Annotated in this window: 19 protein-coding genes; 11 read left to right on the forward strand and 8 right to left on the reverse strand. The window is 74.5% G+C overall.

The genetic code is table 11. The features are described 5' to 3' along the window. Positions 1–148: 148 nt before the first annotated feature. From FHU36_RS28400 to FHU36_RS28435, 8 genes are all read left to right on the forward strand, one after another. On the forward strand, positions 149–364 hold the full coding sequence (locus tag FHU36_RS28400) for a hypothetical protein (RefSeq protein WP_185086845.1): 216 nt from the start codon (positions 149–151) through the stop codon (positions 362–364). A 60-nt stretch (positions 365–424) separates the two neighbouring features. Next, a complete protein-coding gene (locus FHU36_RS28405; protein ID WP_185086846.1) occupies positions 425–1,021 on the forward strand; it encodes a DUF3000 domain-containing protein in 597 nt (198 codons plus the stop codon). A 45-nt stretch (positions 1,022–1,066) separates the two neighbouring features. Next, positions 1,067–2,281 carry a ribonuclease D gene (locus FHU36_RS28410; RefSeq protein WP_185086847.1) on the forward strand — a complete coding sequence of 405 codons (1,215 nt, stop codon included), beginning with the start codon at positions 1,067–1,069 and terminating at the stop codon, positions 2,279–2,281. Between the two features lie 104 nt (positions 2,282–2,385). Beyond that, positions 2,386–3,531, forward strand: a complete 1,146-nt coding sequence (locus FHU36_RS28415; RefSeq protein ID WP_185086848.1) for a Gfo/Idh/MocA family protein — start codon at positions 2,386–2,388, stop codon at positions 3,529–3,531. Further along, positions 3,528–4,691 carry a dihydrodipicolinate synthase family protein gene (locus tag FHU36_RS28420; protein WP_185086849.1) on the forward strand — a complete coding sequence of 388 codons (1,164 nt, stop codon included), beginning with the start codon at positions 3,528–3,530 and terminating at the stop codon, positions 4,689–4,691. Before FHU36_RS28415 ends, FHU36_RS28420 begins: the two co-directional genes overlap by 4 nt. After that, positions 4,688–5,596: a sugar phosphate isomerase/epimerase family protein gene (locus tag FHU36_RS28425; RefSeq protein ID WP_185086850.1), complete on the forward strand. Its 909-nt coding sequence runs from the start codon at positions 4,688–4,690 to the stop codon at positions 5,594–5,596. Before FHU36_RS28420 ends, FHU36_RS28425 begins: the two co-directional genes overlap by 4 nt. Positions 5,597–5,751: 155 nt before the next feature. Further along, positions 5,752–6,792, forward strand: coding sequence for an NAD-dependent epimerase/dehydratase family protein (locus FHU36_RS28430; RefSeq protein WP_185086851.1), 1,041 nt, complete (start codon positions 5,752–5,754; stop codon positions 6,790–6,792). A 106-nt stretch (positions 6,793–6,898) separates the two neighbouring features. After that, positions 6,899–7,438, forward strand: coding sequence for a hypothetical protein (locus FHU36_RS28435; RefSeq protein ID WP_246502591.1), 540 nt, complete (start codon positions 6,899–6,901; stop codon positions 7,436–7,438). Here the strand turns inward: FHU36_RS28435 and FHU36_RS28440 are convergent. Both FHU36_RS28440 and FHU36_RS28445 read right to left on the reverse strand, forming a co-directional pair. Beyond that, positions 7,431–7,586 carry a hypothetical protein gene (locus tag FHU36_RS28440; protein ID WP_185086852.1) on the reverse strand — a complete coding sequence of 52 codons (156 nt, stop codon included), beginning with the start codon at positions 7,584–7,586 and terminating at the stop codon, positions 7,431–7,433. The genes FHU36_RS28435 and FHU36_RS28440 overlap by 8 nt on opposite strands. Before the next feature lie 39 nt (positions 7,587–7,625). Next, complete coding sequence (locus tag FHU36_RS28445; RefSeq protein WP_185086853.1) at positions 7,626–8,459, reverse strand: MurR/RpiR family transcriptional regulator; 834 nt, start codon at positions 8,457–8,459, stop codon at positions 7,626–7,628. Positions 8,460–8,524: 65 nt separating this feature from the next. Between FHU36_RS28445 and thrC the strand changes: the two genes are divergently transcribed. After that, complete coding sequence (thrC, locus tag FHU36_RS28450) at positions 8,525–9,589, forward strand: threonine synthase (protein ID WP_185086854.1); 1,065 nt, start codon at positions 8,525–8,527, stop codon at positions 9,587–9,589. A gap of 34 nt (positions 9,590–9,623) precedes the next feature. Here the strand turns inward: thrC and FHU36_RS28455 are convergent, their stop codons facing one another. After that, the gene (locus tag FHU36_RS28455; RefSeq protein ID WP_185086855.1) at positions 9,624–10,238 is read right to left on the reverse strand and encodes a TetR/AcrR family transcriptional regulator; all 615 of its coding nucleotides are present in this window, start codon (positions 10,236–10,238) and stop codon (positions 9,624–9,626) included. A gap of 36 nt (positions 10,239–10,274) precedes the next feature. On the opposite strand from FHU36_RS28455, the gene FHU36_RS28460 reads away from it, so the two are divergent. Continuing rightward, complete coding sequence (locus FHU36_RS28460) at positions 10,275–10,601, forward strand: rhodanese-like domain-containing protein (RefSeq protein ID WP_185086856.1); 327 nt, start codon at positions 10,275–10,277, stop codon at positions 10,599–10,601. Positions 10,602–10,795: 194 nt separating this feature from the next. Here the strand turns inward: FHU36_RS28460 and FHU36_RS28465 are convergent, their stop codons facing one another. The 4 genes from FHU36_RS28465 to FHU36_RS28480 form a co-directional block, all read right to left on the reverse strand. After that, entirely contained in the window at positions 10,796–13,462 is a 2,667-nt protein-coding gene (locus tag FHU36_RS28465; protein WP_185086857.1) for a PEP/pyruvate-binding domain-containing protein, read from the reverse strand. Between the two features lie 75 nt (positions 13,463–13,537). After that, complete coding sequence (locus FHU36_RS28470; RefSeq protein ID WP_221496610.1) at positions 13,538–14,455, reverse strand: alkaline phosphatase family protein; 918 nt, start codon at positions 14,453–14,455, stop codon at positions 13,538–13,540. Beyond that, the gene (locus FHU36_RS28475) at positions 14,452–15,234 is read right to left on the reverse strand and encodes a sugar phosphate isomerase/epimerase family protein (protein WP_185086858.1); all 783 of its coding nucleotides are present in this window, start codon (positions 15,232–15,234) and stop codon (positions 14,452–14,454) included. Before FHU36_RS28475 ends, FHU36_RS28470 begins: the two co-directional genes overlap by 4 nt. Before the next feature lie 63 nt (positions 15,235–15,297). Then, positions 15,298–16,401, reverse strand: coding sequence for an alpha/beta hydrolase family protein (locus tag FHU36_RS28480; RefSeq protein WP_221496611.1), 1,104 nt, complete (start codon positions 16,399–16,401; stop codon positions 15,298–15,300). A gap of 201 nt (positions 16,402–16,602) precedes the next feature. On the opposite strand from FHU36_RS28480, the gene FHU36_RS28485 reads away from it, so the two are divergent. Further along, the gene (locus FHU36_RS28485; RefSeq protein WP_185086859.1) at positions 16,603–17,172 is read left to right on the forward strand and encodes a helix-turn-helix domain-containing protein; all 570 of its coding nucleotides are present in this window, start codon (positions 16,603–16,605) and stop codon (positions 17,170–17,172) included. 72 nt (positions 17,173–17,244) lie between these two features. Here FHU36_RS28485 and FHU36_RS28490 read toward each other — a convergent pair whose 3' ends face one another. Further along, the gene (locus FHU36_RS28490) at positions 17,245–18,237 is read right to left on the reverse strand and encodes a LacI family DNA-binding transcriptional regulator (RefSeq protein ID WP_185086860.1); all 993 of its coding nucleotides are present in this window, start codon (positions 18,235–18,237) and stop codon (positions 17,245–17,247) included. Between the last annotated feature and the right edge of the window lie 200 nt (positions 18,238–18,437).

Raw genomic sequence — 18,437 nt, forward strand, 5'->3', positions numbered from 1 at the left:
GAGTGGACCATTTCTTCACCAAGGCCCCGCGCGGCAGCGATTCAGCATCCACTTTCGGGACACGCCGAGCGCGTTGCGCGGAATTGTCGCCGCGGCGTGCCACCGTCGGAGCGACGATCCGACGAAAGGCCTCGGTGCGATGACCGCGTTGTGGAGTTCACCAGAGCGCCGCATGGAGACCTGCGCCTCCTGCGCGGGTGAGCGGCCGTTCGAGCAGCCGCCGAGCCCCGCCGGGCACGTGCCCGGCGAGTGCCCGGAGTTGACGTGCCTCGCCTGCGGCCACGTCCTGCCGGCGCTCCCGCCCGCGCGCGCCCGGCTGGTGCCCGCGCCGCGGATCCCGCAGCTGGCAGCGGCAGCGGTTTGAGCACCTACGATGAGCACCCCCGTGGTCCCCTTCCGTTCCCTCTCGACCTACTCTTCGGCTATGACCCACGGTGACCTGCCACCGGCCCCCGCGGCGTTCAGGCGCGCGGTCGAGAGTCTCCGGCCGGCCGAGGTCAGACCGGAGATCGAGCTCGAAGACCTGCCCGCCCCGCAGCGGCTGGCCCCGCACTCCGCCGCCATCGGCGCATCCGTCTACCGCGACGACGACGAGCTCGCCGTCGGGCGGCTGATCCTGCTCTACGACCCCGACGGCCAGCGCGGCTGGGACGGGCCGTTCCGGCTGGTGGCCTACGTGCGCGCCGACATGGAGCCCGAGATCACCTCCGACCCGCTGCTCGGCCCGGTCGCGTGGAGCTGGCTCACCGACGCCCTCGACGCCCACCACGCCGACTACTCCGCCGCTGGCGGTACCGTGACTAGAGCTGTGTCCGAGGGGTTCGGCAACAAGGCCGACGACCCGGTCACCACCGAGCTCGAGCTGCGGGCGTCCTGGTCGCCGACCCAGGAAGACCTCTCCGGCCACGTCGCCGCCTGGTGCGACCTCATGTGCGTGGCGGCGGGGCTGCCACCGCTCCCGCCCGATGTGGCCGCCCTGCCCCGTAGACGCGATGATCCGGAGAGTGACCGAACGAAGTGAGGGCACCAGTCAACACCACATCCGCGTCATGAGAGCGGTGGACTCATGACAGAAGAACGCACCATCGTCCCGCTGCTGGAGCCGCGCGAGGGCATCCCTGCCGTCATCGCCGACGACGCCGCCCTGACCAGGGTGGTCGAGGCCTTCGCCCGCGGCGAGGGGCCGGTGGCGGTCGACGCCGAGCGCGCCTCCGGCTACCGCTACGGCAACCGCGCCTACCTGGTGCAACTGCGCAGGGAGGGCGCGGGCACGGCGCTGATCGACCCGATCTCCTGTCCCGACCTGTCGAGCCTCGACACGGCCCTGGCCGAGGCGGAGATCGTGCTGCACGCCGCCTCGCAGGACCTGCCCTGCCTGTTCGAGGTGGGCTTCAGTCCGAGGCGGCTGTTCGACACCGAGCTGGCCGGCCGGCTGCTCGGTTACGAGCGGGTGGGGCTCGGCACGATGGTCGAGACGGTGCTGGGGTTGCGGCTGGAGAAGGGCCACTCGGCCGCCGACTGGTCCACCAGGCCGCTGCCCGAAGACTGGCTGCGCTACGCGGCCCTCGACGTCGAGGTGCTGGTCGAGCTGCGCGACTCCCTGCACGCCGAGCTGACGGAGAGCGGCAAGCTGGAGTGGGCGCGCGAGGAGTTCGCCGCCGTGCTGGGCATGCCGCCGGCGCCGCCCCGCTCCGACCCGTGGCGCCGCACGTCCGGCATCCACAAGGTGCGCAACGTCCGGGCCCTGGCCATCGTCCGCGAGCTGTGGACGATGCGCGACCGCATCGCGCGGGAGAACGACCTGGCCCCCGGCCGGGTGCTGCCCGACTCGGCGATCGTCGCCGCCGCCCTCGACGTGCCGCGCACCCGCAAGGCGCTCACCGAGATCTCCGCGTTCACCGGCCGCAGCGCGCGCCGGCACATGAGCGACTGGCTCAACGCGGTCAACCGGGCGCGGGCCCTGCCCGACGGCCAGTTGCCGCAGCCCAGCACGCCGGGCGACGGCCCCCCACCGGCCAACCGGTGGCCCGACCGCGACCCGGCGGCGGCCAAGCGGCTGGCCGCCGCCCGCGCGGTGGTGACGGCCCTCGCCGAGGAGCACCACATGCCGGCGGAGAACCTCCTGCAGCCCGACGTCGTACGCCGGCTCACCTGGGAGCCGCCCGAGCCGGTCACCGACGAGACCGTGACCGAGCGGCTGCGCGCCCTGGGCGCCCGCGCCTGGCAGGTCTCCCTCACCGCGGATCCGCTCGCCACGGCCCTGTCCCGGCTGGCAGGCTGACTCTGGCTCCACGCCCTGCCCGGCTCCGGGCAGGGCAGGCACTTGACGCCCCGATATGGGCGGCCTTACGGTTCGGGAAAGCGCTTTCCACGAAAGGGAACCTCATGAGCGTGCGGTCCATCGGCGTCGTGATGAACGGCGTCACCGGCAGGATGGGTTATCGCCAGCACCTGGTCCGGTCGGTTCTGGCCATCAACGAGCAGGGCGGCGTCACCCTCTCGGACGGCAGCCGGGTCACGCTGCGGCCGGTCCTCGTCGGCCGCAACGCCGCCAAGCTCGCCGACCTCGCCGCCAGGCACGGCATCGCCGACCACACCACCGACCTCGACGCGGCCCTGGCCGACGACGACAACCTCATCTACTTCGACGCCCAGGTCACCTCGGCCCGCGTCAAGTCCGTGCTGAAGGCCATCGAGGCGGGCAAGCACGTCTACACCGAGAAGCCGACGGCCGAGTCGGTCGAGGAGGCCGCCGCGCTGGCCGAGGCCGCCGCGACCCGGGGCATCAAGAACGGCGTGGTGCAGGACAAGCTGTTCCTGCCGGGCCTGCTCAAGCTCAAGCGGCTGATCGACGGCGGCTTCTTCGGCCGGATCCTGTCGGTGCGCGGCGAGTTCGGCTACTGGGTGTTCGAGGGCGACTGGCAGGAGGCGCAGCGCCCGTCCTGGAACTACCGCGCCGAGGACGGCGGCGGCATCGTGCTCGACATGTTCCCGCACTGGCACTACGTCATGGAGAACCTCTTCGGCCGGGTCCGCTCGGTCTACGCCCAGGCCGTGACGCACGTCCCGGAGCGGGTCGACGAGCAGGGTCGCGCCTACCCGGCCACCGCCGACGACGCCGCGTACGGGGTGTTCGAGCTGGAGGACGGCGTGATCGCGCAGATCAACTCGTCCTGGACGGTGCGCGTCAACCGCGACGAGCTGGTGGAGTTCCAGGTGGACGGCACCGAGGGCAGCGCCGTCGCCGGCCTGCGCAACTGCCGGGTCCAGCACCGCGCCACCACCCCGAAGCCGGTCTGGAACCCCGACCTGCCCGTCACCGCCCGCTTCCGCGACGGCTGGCAGGAGGTGCCGGACAACGCCGAGTTCGACAACGGCTTCAAGATCCAGTGGGAGCTGTTCGTCCGGCACGTGCTGGAGGACGCGCCGTTCCCGTACGACTTCGCCGCGGGCGCCCGCGGCGTGCAGCTCGCCGAGCTGGGCATGCGCTCCTCGGCCGAGGGACGCCGGATCGAGGTGCCCGAGCTGTGAGGATCGACCTGCCCGGTGGGGCCTACACGCTGCGCGAGCGGGTGAGCTGGCCGGTGCCCGACGGCCCGGCCGCCAGCCGGATCGTCTACGCGGCGGCGCACGTGGTGGCCGACCCGCTCGGCGACAACACGCCCGGCTCTCCCGCCGCCGTCGACTGGGACGCCACGCTGCGCTTCCGCCGCCATCTGTGGTCGTACGGGCTGCGCATCGCCGACGCCATGGACACCGCCCAGCGCAACATGGGTCTCGACTGGGCCGCGACGAAGGAGCTGATCAGGCGCAGCGCCGCCGAGGCACGCGACTACGGCGACCCCGCCACGCTGGTGTCCTGCGGCGCCGGCACCGACCACGCGCCCGGCGCCGCCGACCTGGACGCCATCACCGCCGCGTACACCGAGCAGATCGAGACCGTGCAGACGGCGGGCGCCGGCGTGATCATCATGGCGTCGCGTCAGCTCGCGCGGGTGGCGACCGGCCCGAAGGACTACCACGAGGTGTACGGCAGGCTGCTCGGGCTGGCCGAGCGGCCGGTGGTGCTGCACTGGCTGGGCGAGATGTTCGACCCGCAGCTCGCCGGCTACTGGGGATCGTCCGACGTGGCGGCCGCGACCGAGTCGTTCCTGGAGCTGATCCACGCCCACGCCTCGAAGGTCGACGGGGTGAAGGTCTCGCTGCTGGACGAGCAGCACGAGATCGGGCTGCGCGCGGCGCTGCCCGCGGGCGTGAAGCTCTACACCGGCGACGACTTCAACTACCCGTCGCTGATCAGGACGGGCTCCCACGCGCTGCTCGGCATCTTCGACGCGATCGCCCCGGCCGCCGCGGCGGCCCTGCAGGTGCTCGACGCGGCCGAGGCCGCCTGCGACACCGCCGGGCGCGACCGGCTGCTCGCCTCCTACGACGAGATCCTCGCGCCGACGGTCCCGCTGTCCCGCAAGATCTTCGAGACCCCGACCTACAACTACAAGACCGGCATCGTCTTCCTGGCCTGGCTGAACGGTCACCAGGACGCGTTCGCCATGGTGAACGGCGCCCAGTCGGCCCGCTCCCTGACGCACCTGGCCGAGGTGTTCCGCCTGGCCGACCAGGCGGGGCTGCTCGCCGATCCCGAGCTGGCCGTCCACCGGATGAAGGCGCTGCTGGCGGTGAACGGACTGTGAGCCTGTCACTGAACCAGTGGACGACCAGGCGCTGGTCCGTGGCCGAGGCCGTGGCCGGCTGCGTGCGCCACGACCTGGAGGCCATCGGCCTGTGGCGGCAGGACGTCGCCGAGCAGGGCCTGGCCGAGACGGTCAAGCTGGTGCGCGCGGCCGGGCTGCGGGTGTCGTCGCTGTGCCGGGGCGGGTTCCTCACCGCGGGCGGGCTGCCCGGCGAGGAGGGCCGCCGGGCGTTCGCCGAGGCGCTCGACGACAACCGCCGTGCCGTGGACGAGGCGGCCGAACTGGGCGCCGCCTGCCTGGTCATGGTGGTGGGCGGGCTGCCGGGCGTGCGTCCCGGCGAGCCGCTCGGCGAGCGCATCGGCCGGACGCCGGGCGAGGGCCCGGCCGAGCCGTCCCCGTTCTCCCGTGACCTCGCGGGCGCCCGCGAACGGGTGGCCGAGGGGCTGGCCGAGCTGGCCCCGTACGCCGGGGAACGGGGCGTGAAGCTGGCGCTGGAGCCGCTGCACCCGATCTACTGCCCCGACCGGGCCGTCATCTCCACCCTCGGCCAGGCGCTCGACCTGAGCCTGCCGTTCCCGCAGGAGCAGGTGGGGGTGGTGGTCGACACCTTCCACGTGTGGTGGGACCCCCAGCTGTTCGAGCAGATCGCCCGGGCGGGCGACCGGATCGCCTCCTACCAGGTGTGCGACTACCTGCACCCGCTCCCGGCCGACGTGTTGCTGGGGCGCGGCATGATGGGCGACGGGGTGATCGACTTCCGGCCGATCACCCGGGCGGTCCTGGAGGCCGGCTACCGGGGCGACGTCGAGGTCGAGATCTTCAACGCCGACGTGTGGGCGGCCGACCCGGACGAGGTGCTCGCCACGATGAAGGCCCGCTACGCCGACGTGGTGCTCCCGGCCTGACCGGATCGCCACGGAAAGTCCCGTGAGCGGGTGGCCACCTCGGGCCGATCAGGAACGGCAGTTCCGGGGCGCGGTCAGCTTGGCCACGTGCAGGCGTCCTTCCGCGTCCACAATCAGGTTCACCCGTCCGGTGCCCGCGGTGCTTGAATGTCAGGATGGAGATCTTGGTTCTGGGCGGGACGGCGTGGGTGGGGCGGGAGGCCTCGCGGCAGGCGCTCTCACGTGGCCATCGGGTGACGTGCCTGGCGCGCGGCGAGAGCGGAGCGGTCGCGGAGGGAGCGACGCTGGTGGCCGCCGACCGGCGTGATCCTGCCGCGTACGCGCCGCTGCTCGGCCGCGAGTGGGATGCGGTCATCGAGGTGTCCTGGCAGCCCGGCTTCGTCAGGGCGGCGCTCGACGCGCTGGGTGACCGGGCCGGCCACTGGGCTTATGTCTCGTCCGTCAGCGCCTACGCCTCACATGCCACACCGGGCGCCGACGAGTCCGCGCCCCTTCTGCCGCCGGACGACCGGAGCGAGGTCGATCGCGCGGCGTACGGGGAGGCGAAGGTGGCCTGCGAGCAGGCGTCGGCGGCCGCCGTGGGTGATCGCCTGCTGGTCGCGCGGGCCGGCCTGATCGGCGGTCCGGGCGACCACAGCGGGCGCTCGGGCTACTGGGTGGCGCGGGCCGCCCGGGATCCGCGGGGGCCGATGCTGGTTCCCGACGAGCCGGCCATGCCGACGCAGGCGGTGGACGTGCGAGACCTCACCGCCTGGCTGCTCGACGCCGCGGAGAAGGGGACCGTCGGCACGTACGACGCCGTCGGCCCGGTCGTCCCGTTCGGGGAGTGGGTCGAGCTGTCCCGCTCCGTCGGCGGGCACACCGGGCCGATGGTCACCGCCGGCTCGGCGTGGCTGCGCGCCAACGGCGTGGCCGGGTACATGGGGCCCGAGTCGCTGCCGATGTGGCTGGCCGAGCCGGGCTGGGAGGGGTTCTCGGCCCGTGACGGATCCGCGGCGCGCGCCGCGGGCCTGCGCCACCGGCCGCGGACGGATGTGCTGGCCGACACGCTGCGATGGGAACGAGAGCAGGGCCTGGACCGGCCACGGCGTTCCGGGCTCAGCGCCGGTCGCGAGCGCGAGCTGCTCGACACGCTCGGCCTCGACGGGACGGGCACGGGCGCACACGGAGACCAGGGCACGGCCCCGCACCGGTAGGCGGGAGGCGCGGCGTGACGTGACCCGACCGCGATGTCGCGAACCTTCCGCCGCTCCCGCTCATCCAACCAAGGACAGATCACCTGCCACGAGATGCGGGGGCACCATGAATCACCGAACGAGCCGACCGGCGCTGGCGATCGCGGCGCTGGCGACGGGTGTGGCGCTGCTGGCCACCGCGACACCCGCGGCGGCCGGCACAGCGGCACGCGCCGCGGCCGAAGCCGCGACCGCCGCCCCGAAGGGCACCTTCGGCCCGTACGGCTACGGCGGTGTCCGGCTGGGCATGACGGCCAAGCAGGCCAAGGCCACCGGCAAGATCGTGCTGAAGTGGCGCGACCACTGCTCCGGCTGGGACTACAAGGCCCACCGCAACCCGCGCGACGAGATAGGGCTCTACATCTCGGCCAGGCGCGGCGTGGCCGTCATCTTCGCGCCGAAGGGCGTCCGGACTCCCCGGGGCATCGGCACCGGCGCCACCCTGCGCCAGGTCCGCAAGGCGTACCCGGGCGTCAAGGAGGAGGTGAGCGGCTGGTACGCCACCGCGCCGGGCAACCCGAAGGCGTACTACTACTTCGGCGTCAACCGGCGCGGCAAGGTCGAGGCGCTGGCCCTGGGCCTGAAGAACCAGGACTGCGTCAACTGACCGGCCGGGCCCGGCCGGACAGCAGCGTCATCAGCCGCCACCGGGCGGCGCGCGTAGCCGCCGCCGAGGGGGTGCGACGTGCACGTACGGACCGGGCGATCCCGGCAGGGCGGCCCAGCGGCGGGCCGGTCTCGATGGACGCGGCCATGAGGCGGCTGTCGGCCCCTGACGCAGGGGCAGGGCAGGGTCAGGCGTCGGGTGACGACAGGTCGCGGGTGAGGGCGTCGAGGTCGGCGAGGCGGGCGGCCGGGGCGAGGCGGGCCGCGGCGGCGACGAGGATCAGCTCGGTGACGGCGATCTCGTGGGTGAGGGGCGCGATGGGGCCACCCGCCTCGCGGGGCAGGCGGACCAGCACCTCGGCGTGTTCCGCCAGGGGTGACTCCCAGGCGTCCGTGACGAGGACCAGCCGGGCCCCGCGCGCGCGGGCGGCGTCGACGAACCGGGCCGTGGCGGCGGAGTAGCGGCGGAAGTCGTAGGCGACGACGACGTCCGGCGGCCCCAGGTCGAGCAGGACACGGGCGCGGGCGGCGGGCTGCTCGGGGACCCGGTGCGCGCCGGGGCGCAGGCCGGCGAGCTGGCGGACGAGGTAGTCGGCGGCCAGCTCGCTGAGCGGCCCGCCGAGCGCCCACACCGCTCCGGCCTCGGCCAGGCGGGTGGCGACGGCGTCGAGCAGCGGCCCGGTCATGGCGGCGAGCGTGCCCGCGAGGCCGGAGCGCAGCTCCTCGGCCGCCCCGTGGGGGTCGGGTGGCCGGGTGACGAACTCGCTCAGCCGCGACCGGTCGTGCTCGCGGGCGCCGGCCCGTACGGCGGCCTGGAAGTCGGCGAAGCCGGCGAACCCGAGCCGGCCGACCAGGCGCGAGGCGGTGGGCGGGCTGACCCCGGCCCGCTCGGCGAGGGCGCGCAGCGAGCCGAGGGCCGCGAACGGGTAGTCGTCGAGCAGCACCCGGGCGATGGCCCGCTCCCCCGGCGGCAACCCGGGATACATCTCGCCCAGCCGGGTCACCGGCGTGTCCGCTTCCATGTTGACGAATGTTACATCAACCCCGTATTGACGTCTTTGGCGAAACGAATGTTATGGTCCGGCACATGAGCACCTGGCAAGGACTGATCGACAGCCGCTATCGGCGCTGGCTCCCCGTCACCGACGCCACCCCGTCCGTCTCCCTCCACGAGGGCGCCACACCACTGCTGCGCTCCACTCACCTGTCCGCATTGACCGGCTGCGAGGTGTGGCTCAAGGCGGAGGGCGCCAACCCCACCGGATCGTTCAAGGATCGCGGGATGACCGTGGCCGTGAGCAGGGCCGCCGAGTCCGGCGCGGAGCTGGTGCTGTGCGCCTCGACGGGCAACACCAGCGCCTCGGCAGCGGCCTACGCGGCCCGCGCCGGCCTGGCCGCGGCCGTGCTGGTGCCCAGGGGCGCGGTCGCCCTCGGCAAGCTCGGCCAGGCCGTCCGCTACGGCGCGCGGATCGTGGAGATCGCCGGCACGTTCGACGACTGCCTGCGCGCCGCCCGCGACCTGGCGGCGCACCATCCCGTCGCGCTGGTCAACTCCGTGCGCAACGAGCTGCGGCTGGCGGGGCAGCGGACGGTGGCGTACGAGATCGTGGACGCGCTCGGCGACGCGCCGGACGTGCACTGCCTGCCGGTGGGCAACGGCGGGAACATCACCGCCACCTGGCAGGGCTACCGCGCCTACGCCGCCGAGGGCCTGGCCGGACGGGTGCCGCGCATGTGGGGGTTCCAGGCGGCCGGCGCGGCGCCGCTCGTCCACGGCGCGCCCGTCGCCGAGCCGGTGACGGCGGCCAGCGCCATCCGCGTCGGGCATCCGGCGACCTGGGACGGCGCGGTCGGCGCCCGCGACGAGTCCGGCGGACTCATCGCCGCCGTGACGGACGAGCAGATCTTCGAGGCCTACCGGATGGTGGCCCGCCACGACGGCGTCTTCGCCGAGCCGGCCTCGGCGGCGGGCATCGCCGGCCTGCTCGACCGGCACCGCCGGGGGCTCCTCTCCCCCGGGCTGCGCGTCGTGATCACACTCAGCGGCAACGGGCTCAAGGACGGCGACGCCGCGCTGCGCGACGGGTACGAGCCGGTGGAGACGTCGGCCGCCACCGCGGACGTGGCCCGCGCCCTCCACCTGGCCGCCTGAGGCGACGGGGGCCCGGCCTCTCGGCCGCCCGGGGTCACCCCAGGGAGCGGGCCAGCCGGTGCAGGCCGGCCCGGATGCGCCGCTCGCCGAGCTCGGGCAGCACCGCGCTCACGTGCTCGGCCGCCAGGGCGGCGAGCAAGGCGTGGGCGGTGTGCTCGGGGTCGGGCGTCCCGTCCAGCAGGATCGCCACGTGCCGATGCCAGAACCGGTACGCCCCTATGCGGTAGCGGGCGCCGGGAGCGGCCGTCTCCGACATGCGCACCAGCGCCAGATGCCTGAGCAGGTAGTCGAGGTAGGCGTCGACGAACGCGGCGAGACGCTCGGCCGGCGGCGCGCCAGGGCCGAGCGGCGCGGGGCCGGACAGGATCGCCTCCTGCAGCACCCGCTCGCGCGTGTCGAGCAGCGCCGCCGCCAGCCCCGCCTTGTCGCCGAACCGGCGGAACAGCGTGCCCTTGCCGACGCCGGCGGCCGCGGCCACCTGGTCCATGGACACCGCCTCGACGCCGTGCTCGGCGAACAGCCGGGCGGCGGCCTCCAGCACGGCGGCCCGGTTGCGGGAGGCGTCCGCCCGCTCCTTGACGGGCGGGGTGCGCAGCAGTTCCAGCGGGATTGCAGAACCGGACCGCAGTCCGCTATTGTCCTGAGCCATAGCCGGACTATAGTCCGATTCTTTGGAGGGAACGACATGAACGCACGCATCACCCGCGAGGAGCTCAGGTCGGCGATCGACGCGGGCACGGTGACCGTCGTCGACGCGCTGGGCGGCGAGTACCACGCCCAGCGACACCTGCCGGGCGCCGTCCCGCTCGCCCCGGCGGAGGTGGACGCCCGCGCGGCCGACCTGCTGCCGGACCGCGACGCCGCCATCGTCACCTACTGCTCCAACCCGGCCTGCCCCAACAGCGGCCAGGTGGCCGGCCGGCTCACCGCTCTCGGCTACACGAACGTCCGCACCTACAAGGAGGGCATCCAGGACTGGGTGGAGGCCGGCCTGCCCACCGAGTCCGCCTGAGCCACCAGGCGGTCGAGCATCGCACCGTGGCGCAGACGGGCGGACCGCCCGGCCCGTGGAGGGTGAACCGGGCGGTCCGCGGGCCCGGCGAGGTGAGGAGGGGGGCGCCGGGCGGTCCTGGTACGTACCGCTGCGGTACCAGGATGCGGGCGAGGCGCACAGGAAACGTCCAGAAGCCGCGCACGGGCGCCCGGTCAGTCCTCCTGGAGGGTGACGGTGCCGGCGGCGCCGTCCACGGTGATGAGGTCCCCGGTGCCGATGCGGTGGGTGGCGTCGGCGACGCCGACCACGGCCGGGATGCCGTACTCACGGGCGACGACCGCGCCGTGCGACATCGCGCCGCCCATCTCCATCACCAGCCCGCCGGCGGTGAGGAAGAGCGGGGTCCAGCCGGGGTCGGTGGACGGGCAGACCAGGATCTCGCCGGGCTCCAGGTGGGCGCCGACCGGGTCGAGCACCACCCTGGCCGGGCCGGTGACGGTCCCCGCCGAGGCCGCGCTCCCGCTCAGGGAGCCGGGGTCGGCGGTGGTCGCGGCCTGGGCCTCCGGTTCGGTGCCGTCGGACAGCATGACCCGGGGGACGTGCCTGCGGCGCGCCTCCCGCTCGTGGCTCGCCCGCCGCTCGGCGACCAGCTCGCGCCGGTCGCCGCCGGCCAGCGCCGCCCTGGCTTCGGCGAAGGTCAGGAAGAACACGTCGTGCGACTCGGCGAGCACCCCGGTGGCGACGAGGTGCTCGCCGACGGCGAGCATGCTGCGCCGCACCCCGGCGAGCGTCTGCACGAGGAAGAACTTCGGCATCTCCCGCAGCCCCGCGTACGCTCTCGTCCGGCGCAGCGCGAAGCGGGTGACCGCGCCCCGCAGCCGCCCTCTGCGACGGGCCCGGGTCACGACGGCGGCCATGGCCGTCTCCGCGTCGGCGGCACCCCGGGCGAAGAGCGCGTCGGGGGCGATGGCCGGCACGCCGCCCGCGGCGCCGGTGCGCAGGTAGTTGGCCAGCACGCCGAGGATGTGCGCGGGGTCCTCCGACCAGCGCGGCAGCCCCAGGTCGATCTCGGCGACGCCGCGGTGCCCGTACCGGTCCAGGAAGCCGGTGATCTCACGCTGCGCCTTCGGGGGCAGCGTGCCCTCCCGGTAGCGGCGCGCCAGCTCGTGCACCGGCAGCTCGCGGAAGGGCTCGGGCTCGATGCGGCCGGCCAGCCCCCACAGCTCCAGGTCCATCTCCGTGGTGGGGTTGGCGGGCAGGCTGCGCAGCACGTCCTGCATCTCCCCCACGGGCACCCCGGACAGCCGGGAGGCCAGCCCGAACAGGCCGTAGCCGGTGATGGCGATGGGCATGACGGACACGGCGAGCGGGAACGTGCCGGCGAGCACCCGTTCGGCGTGGTCGAGGCGCTGCGCGGGCGTGGCCCCGGCGGGCACACGCAGCCGCCGGTCGATCCGCTCGCCGAGGTCGCGGACGTGGCCGAGCGACCGGCGGGGGCTGGTGAGCGCCAGCAGCACGCGGGCGGGCGCGTGGATCCGGCGGGCGAAGCGGGCAGCGGCCCGCACGACCGGCAGGCGCCCGGTGTGGATGACCGGCAGGCGCGGGTCGGCCATCAGCCGGTCCACGACGACGGCCGTCCTGGCCTCGGCGATCCGCAGCAGCCTGGGCAGGATCGTCCGGCCCGCCCGGCTGCGCAGGGCCGTCGTCAGGTCGAGCCACAGCCGCCCGCCCGAGACCGCCATGAACGCCGGCCCGTCACCCAGCTCCGCCGGCCCGTGGCCGAACAGCCGGGCCGCGCCCGCGCCCGCCAGCTTGAACGCGGCCAGACCCATCGGCGTGATCGGCCCCATGACGCCCTGGGCCACGTTGAAGCTGAAGTAGACCCGCAGGCCCTCGCGCGTGGCCTCGGGCAGCGGGTAGAGCGTGGTGATGGGCCTGGCCTGGGTGAGCCAGAGCGTGCCGTCGCCGTCCACCGCCCACTCCGTGTCCTGCGGCGCGCCGTAGTGCCGCTCCACCCGGGCGCCCAGCTCGGCCAGCTCGCGCGCCTGCGTGTCGGTGAGGCAGAGGCCGGCGGGCAGGTCCCCGTCGCGCAGGGCGCCGGGCAGGGTGTCGCGCAGAGTGCCGCCGCCGGGGGCGGCACGGATGGCCAGGCGCTTGTCGCCCTCGTGCCGGTCCAGGACGCGGCCGGTGACGGTGTCCACGACGAATCGGTCGGGGTTCACCGCGCCGGACACCACGGCCTCACCGAGACCCGGGGCGGCGTCGATGACCGCCTCGCGCCGCCTGCCCGTGACCGGGTTCGCGGTGAACATCACCCCCGCCACCCGCGCGTCCACCATGACCTGCACGACCACCGCGAGCCGCACGCCGGCGTGGTCGATGCCGTTGGCCTCGCGGTAGGCGACGGCCCGGTCGGTCCACAACGACGCCCAGCAGCGGCGGACGGCGTCGAGCACGTCGTCGGCGCCGACGACGTTGAGGTAGGTGTCCTGCTGCCCGGCGAAGCTGGCGAACGGCAGGTCCTCGGCCGTCGCCGACGAGCGCACCGCGACCGGACCGCCGCCCAGCCCCTCGTACGCGGCCGCGACCGCCTTGGCCACCTCGTCCGGGACGGGCGTCTCCAGCAGCCGCGACCGGGCCGCCTCGGCCAGGCCCTCCGCCGCCTGCCCTTCGGTCCGGCCGCCCGCCTGCCGGCGGGCGGCGATGACCTCGGCCAGGCCCGCCGCCTCGGCGACCTGGCGGTAGGCCTCGGTGGTCAGCGCCCAGCCCGCCGGGACGGGCAGGCCGGCCCTGGTCAGCTCGCCGAGGTTGGCGGCCTTGCCGCCCACCTCGGCCACCATCCCGGCGTCGATCTCGGCGAACTGCAGCACGGTGGTCATAGGTCACTTCCAGGCGTCCGGTGTCGTCGTTACGAGTGTCACCCGAGACGCGCTAAAATTCAACACCTGATGACTTCAGTATCTCAGCGGCTCTCCGTCCAGGTCCCAGGCCGGGTCCGGGTCGATGCCGAGGGCGGCCAGCGCGGTGGGCGCCACGTCCACCGGCCGTGGCGCGCCGAGCGAGACGCCGCCCAGGTCCTCGCCCAGGCGGCCGGCGACGACGAACACCGTGCGCTCGGCGTCGGAGACGCCGCCGTGACCACCCCCGTCCACGTGACCGTGGTCGGTGGTGACCAGCACCGTCCAGCGCTCCTCCGGGTAGGAGGGGCGGGCGCGGACCGTGTCGAGCAGCGCGCCGAACTGGGCGTCCTGGGTGCGGAGGGCGTCGGCGTACTCCTGGCCGAGCGGGCCGAGGGCGTGGGCGACCTCGTCGGTGTCGCCCAGGTACACGAAGGACAGGTCCGCGGCCGTGTCCGCCAGGTGCCGCAGGGCGGCCGCGGCGACCTGCTCGTCGGCCGCGCCCCAGGTGGTGGCGTAGCCGTCGTAGACGCCGCGGGCGCCGATGCCGGGGCCGAAGGCGCCGTGCTCGTCCAGGGCGGGCCAGGAGAAGAACGCCCCGGTGACCAGGTCGGAGCGCGCCTCCTGCGCCCGCGTCAGGAAGTCCGGATATTTCGTGAACTGGGCACCCGCGAAACCGTTGTCCACCACGCCGTGCTTGTCCGGCCACACGCCCGTCGCGACCGACGACCATCCCGGCCCGGAGTCCGTCCGCGCCGAGATGACCCGCCCACCTGCCGCGACTCCGCTGTGGTGACCTTCGGGGACCACCTCACCGGGCGACTCGGTGCGGGGCTCGCCGGTCACCCCGTACGGGAGCAGGCTCGTGCCGTACGCGCCCGCCTCGATGAGGGCGGTGAGCACCGGTGGCCGGAGCGCGGTGAGCCGGTCGAAGCGCAGGCCGTCCATGCCGACGACCAGGACCTTGGGCCTCACCGGAGGGCCCCGCCGAAGCGCCGGACCCAGGCGGCCGCGCCCGGCAGGATCTCCTCGACCGGGGCGACGTGGGGGTACCAGGTGCGCTCCCACTCCAGCGACACCCACCCCTCGTAGCCGGCCCCGCGCAACAGCTCGCCGCACTCCTCCAGCGGCACCGAGCCGGTCCCCATCGGCACCGGGGTGGTGTCCTCGGCCGAGACGGCGTCCTTGACCTGCACGTACGCCAGCCACGGGCCGAGCGCCCGCAGCGTCTCGGCGGGCGGTTCGCCGTGCCGCCACGGGTGCAGCAGGTCCCAGATCACGCCCGTGGTCTCCGGGCAGGCCGCCTCGTCCAGCACCCGGGCCACGCCCGCGCCGGTGGCCAGGGCGTCGTGCGTCTCGACCAGCACCCGCACGCCCAGGTCACGGGCCGCACCGGAGACGGCCTTCAGGCGGCGCGCTCCCACGGCGGGGTCCGCACCGCGCGGGAAGACCCGCACGCCCGGCGCGCCGAGGTCGGCGGCGAGGGCCAGGTCGCCGAGGATCTGCTCCACCACCGGCTCGTCGGGGCCCGGCTCGCACACCCCCGCGTACCCGGCGAGCGCCGCGATCTCCAGGCCGGCCGCCGCCACCCGCTCGCGCACCGACCGCCGCTCCTCCGGGCCGAGTCCCGCGTGCACCCCGGTGTCGGGGTGCAGGCGCAGTTCCAGCCCCTGGCAGCCGTGTTCGGTGGCCGCCTCCACCGCCCTGTCGAGCCCCTCGCCGGGCATTCCCAGCGTGCTGACCGCCAGCTTCACCGCGCCTCCACATCACGTTCTCGCGTCACGTTCTCCCGTCCGCACGCTATCGCGGAGGTTTCCTCACGATTCGGCCAGCCACCGGGCGACGTCCTCCACCACATCGGGGTCGACGTGCTGCGCCCGGGCGTAGTCGGCGGGCGTGGACGGGCCCGCGCCGGGGAAGAACAGATGATCGTCGGCGTCGTAGACGCGGATCGTGACGTCCGGCCGGTGCTCCAGTCCCGCCCTCCACCGTGCGAGATCGTCCTCGACGGTCACCTGATAGTCCCGGGCGCCCTGGAGGATGAGCATCGGCCGCTCCAGTGCCGCGGCCGTGCCCACCGGGTCGTAGCCGCGCAGGTCCAGCCAGTAGGAACCGGGCCACAAGCCGAACGGCAGATCGGCCGCCGCGGTGGCGGGAGAAAGCTCCGGGCTGTCGGCCAGCGCGGCCTGCCGGGTGACGGTCTCCAGGAGATCCGCCGCACGCGGGTCCCCGCTCACCGAGGCGAGGTGGCGGACCACCCGCACGGCGGCCCGGTGCATCGGCTCGGCGTCACCCGCCATGATCACCAGCCCGGCCACCGACGGCTCCGCCGCCGCCACCCGCGGCGCCACTTTGCCGCCCATGCTGTGCCCGGCCACGAACACCCGCGCCGCGTCCACGTCCGGCCGGTCCCGCAGCAGGCGGACCGCCGCGACCGCGTGCGGCACGTACTCCTCGGTCATGGTGAAACCCTCGAGCGCGGCCACGCGCGCGGCGTGCGCGTGGGTCACCTTGTCGAACCGCACCACCGCCACACCACGGCCGGCCAGCCCCCACGCCAGGTCCTTGAGCGGCTTGTTCGGCCCGCTGGTGGCGTCACGGTCGAACGGCCCACCGCCGCCGAGCAGGACCACGCCGGGCCACGGGCCGCGACCTCGCGGCACGCTCAGCGTGCCGGGCACGGCCAGCGCTCCGGAGCCGATCGTGACCTCCTGCTCCCGGAACGTCTCCGGATCCGCGTACGGCGGAGCCGTCCAGTCCGCGGCCGCCAGCCGCAGACCGTCGAGCAGCCCGGCCTCGTCCAGCGACAGCACCACTGCGAACCCGCCGCGCTCGCAGGTGACCGGCACCCTCACCCCGGCCGGCCCCGAGCCGTCCGGCTCGCCGACGGCCGAGACCGCCCCCCGCCCCGGCCACCGCACCGGCCCACGCCTCCTCCAGCGCCGCCGCGGACACCAGCGCCCGCAACGGTGCCGCGAAGAGATCCACGACCTCGGCGAAGCGTCCTTCTCCCAGCATGCTCACCACCGCCCGCGCGGTCTCCCCCGGCTCGGACGCCACCATCTCCCCACCTACCTTTCTCAATTGGCGAGAAAGGTAGCACAACGTGAGATCGTATAGGGGTGGATCCTCTTGAACTTCTCGGGCATCCGGTACGGCTGCGGATCGTCCACGCGATGCGGGGCGGGCACACGCTGACGACGGCCCAGTTGTGCGCGCGCATCCCCGACGTCTCCAAGGCCACCGTCTACCGGCACATCGACCTGCTCGCGAGGGGCGCAGTCCTGGAGGTGGCCGGCGAACGACGCGTCAGGGGCGCCGTGGAGCGCCACTACCGGCTTCGCCAGGACCGGGCCACGATCGACGACGACACGATCGCCTCGCTCACTCCCGACGACCACCGGCGCGGCTTCGCCGCCGCCATGGCCGCCCTCATCGCGGAGTTCGACGCCTACCTCGACCGCGACCACGCCGACCCGGTGGCCGACCTCGTCGGCTACCGCCAGCACGCCGTCTGGCTCAGCCGTGACGAACTGCTCCAGATGATCAGCCGCCTGCGTGCGGCGATCGCGCCCGTGCTGGCGAATCCCCCCACGCCGGACCGCGGCCCCTACCTGCTCAGCCCCATCCTGTTCCCGCTCGACGAGCCGCCCCAGGGGCGGACGACGAGAGCGGATGACGAGAGCGGATGACGGGTCCGGGCCCGGGGCCGTCACGGGGTCCGCTCCCCGTCGCCGCCCGCGAGGGCGAGCGGTGACCCGGCGTCAGCGGATGTCGCGGACGCTCTCGCGCAGGACGACCTCGCCGGCGACGTGCTCGACGACCGCCGTGTCGCCCTCGCCCAGCGCCAGGTCCAGCGCCAGGGCACCCATGTCGGCCAGCGGCAGCCGCACGGTGGTCAGCGCCGGCACGTGGTCGCGCAGCGTGGCGATGTCGTCGAAGCCCGCCACGGACACGTCGTCGGGCACCCGCACGCCCTGCTCGCGGTAGGCGGCCAGCGCGCCCACGGCCATCACGTCGTTGACCGCGAACACGCACGTCGCGTCGCCCGTCTGCCGCGCCGCCGCGTAACCGCCGTCGCGGTCGAAGGGGCCGTGGACGACACGCGGCTCGGGCAGCCCGAGCTCCTCCAGTGCCGCCATGAAACCGGCGCACCGGTCGCGGGCGGTCATCAGGTGGGGCGGCCCCGCCAGCACGGCGAAACGGGTGTGGCCGAGGGCGGCCAGCGACCGGGCGAGCGCGGCCCCGCCCTCGTAGTTGGCGGGCGCCACCGTGTCGACGCCGAGCAGGTCCTGGCCGACGCAGGCGACCCGGCCGCCGCTGGCCCGGTAGCGGTCGAGCTCGCGGCGCAGCCGGCCCGTGACGTCCGGCTCGTCGACGCGCGAGCCGGCGAGCAGCACGGCCCGCACGCGCTGGGCGTTCATCGTGGCCACGTAGGCGATCTCCTGCTCGGGGTCGCGGTGGGTGGTGCCCACCATCACGAGCAGGCCCTGGCCCGCCGCGGCGCGCATGGCGCCGTCGGCGAGCGCGGCGAAGTAGGGGTCGGTCAGGTCGTGCACCACGATGCCGATGACGTTGCTGGCCCCGCGGGCCAGCGTCTGGGCGGCCATGTTGGCGCGGTAGCCCAGCTCGTCGGCGGCCCGTTCGACCCGCGCGCGCAGGGCGGCGCCCACCTGGCGGGTGCTGCCGTTGAGCACGCGCGAGGCGGTCGCGAGCGAGACGCCCGCCTGTTTGGCGACGTCCTCCAGCGTGACCACGACACCTCCCGGAAAGCGGTTTCCAAAGTTTGTCAGACCTGTCCCGGGAACGCATCCTTACATGCCGCGCGCCCGGGGGACAGCCCACCCCGGGCACGGTGTCCAGCCGTTCCCGGCCTGCCGTCCGGACCCAGAGGAAGATTCACGGTCCGGCCGGTCAACTCCGCGCCGGCCCCCGGGAGCCTCCTGGTTCGTTGAAG

Origin of the sequence: Nonomuraea muscovyensis, from assembly GCF_014207745.1 — a bacterium.
Classification (GTDB): domain Bacteria; phylum Actinomycetota; class Actinomycetes; order Streptosporangiales; family Streptosporangiaceae; genus Nonomuraea; species Nonomuraea muscovyensis.

Coding starts and splice junctions, on each gene's coding strand:
- FHU36_RS28405 (WP_185086846.1), top strand. CDS start 425: ATGACCCACGGTGACCTGCCACCGGCCCCCGCGGCGTTCAGGCGCGCG.
- FHU36_RS28410 (WP_185086847.1), top strand. CDS start 1,067: ATGACAGAAGAACGCACCATCGTCCCGCTGCTGGAGCCGCGCGAGGGC.
- FHU36_RS28415 (WP_185086848.1), top strand. CDS start 2,386: ATGAGCGTGCGGTCCATCGGCGTCGTGATGAACGGCGTCACCGGCAGG.
- FHU36_RS28430 (WP_185086851.1), top strand. CDS start 5,752: ATGGAGATCTTGGTTCTGGGCGGGACGGCGTGGGTGGGGCGGGAGGCC.
- FHU36_RS28435 (WP_246502591.1), top strand. CDS start 6,899: ATGAATCACCGAACGAGCCGACCGGCGCTGGCGATCGCGGCGCTGGCG.
- FHU36_RS28440 (WP_185086852.1), bottom strand. CDS start 7,586: ATGGCCGCGTCCATCGAGACCGGCCCGCCGCTGGGCCGCCCTGCCGGG.
- FHU36_RS28445 (WP_185086853.1), bottom strand. CDS start 8,459: ATGGAAGCGGACACGCCGGTGACCCGGCTGGGCGAGATGTATCCCGGG.
- thrC (WP_185086854.1), top strand. CDS start 8,525: ATGAGCACCTGGCAAGGACTGATCGACAGCCGCTATCGGCGCTGGCTC.
- FHU36_RS28455 (WP_185086855.1), bottom strand. CDS start 10,238: ATGGCTCAGGACAATAGCGGACTGCGGTCCGGTTCTGCAATCCCGCTG.
- FHU36_RS28460 (WP_185086856.1), top strand. CDS start 10,275: ATGAACGCACGCATCACCCGCGAGGAGCTCAGGTCGGCGATCGACGCG.
- FHU36_RS28465 (WP_185086857.1), bottom strand. CDS start 13,462: ATGACCACCGTGCTGCAGTTCGCCGAGATCGACGCCGGGATGGTGGCC.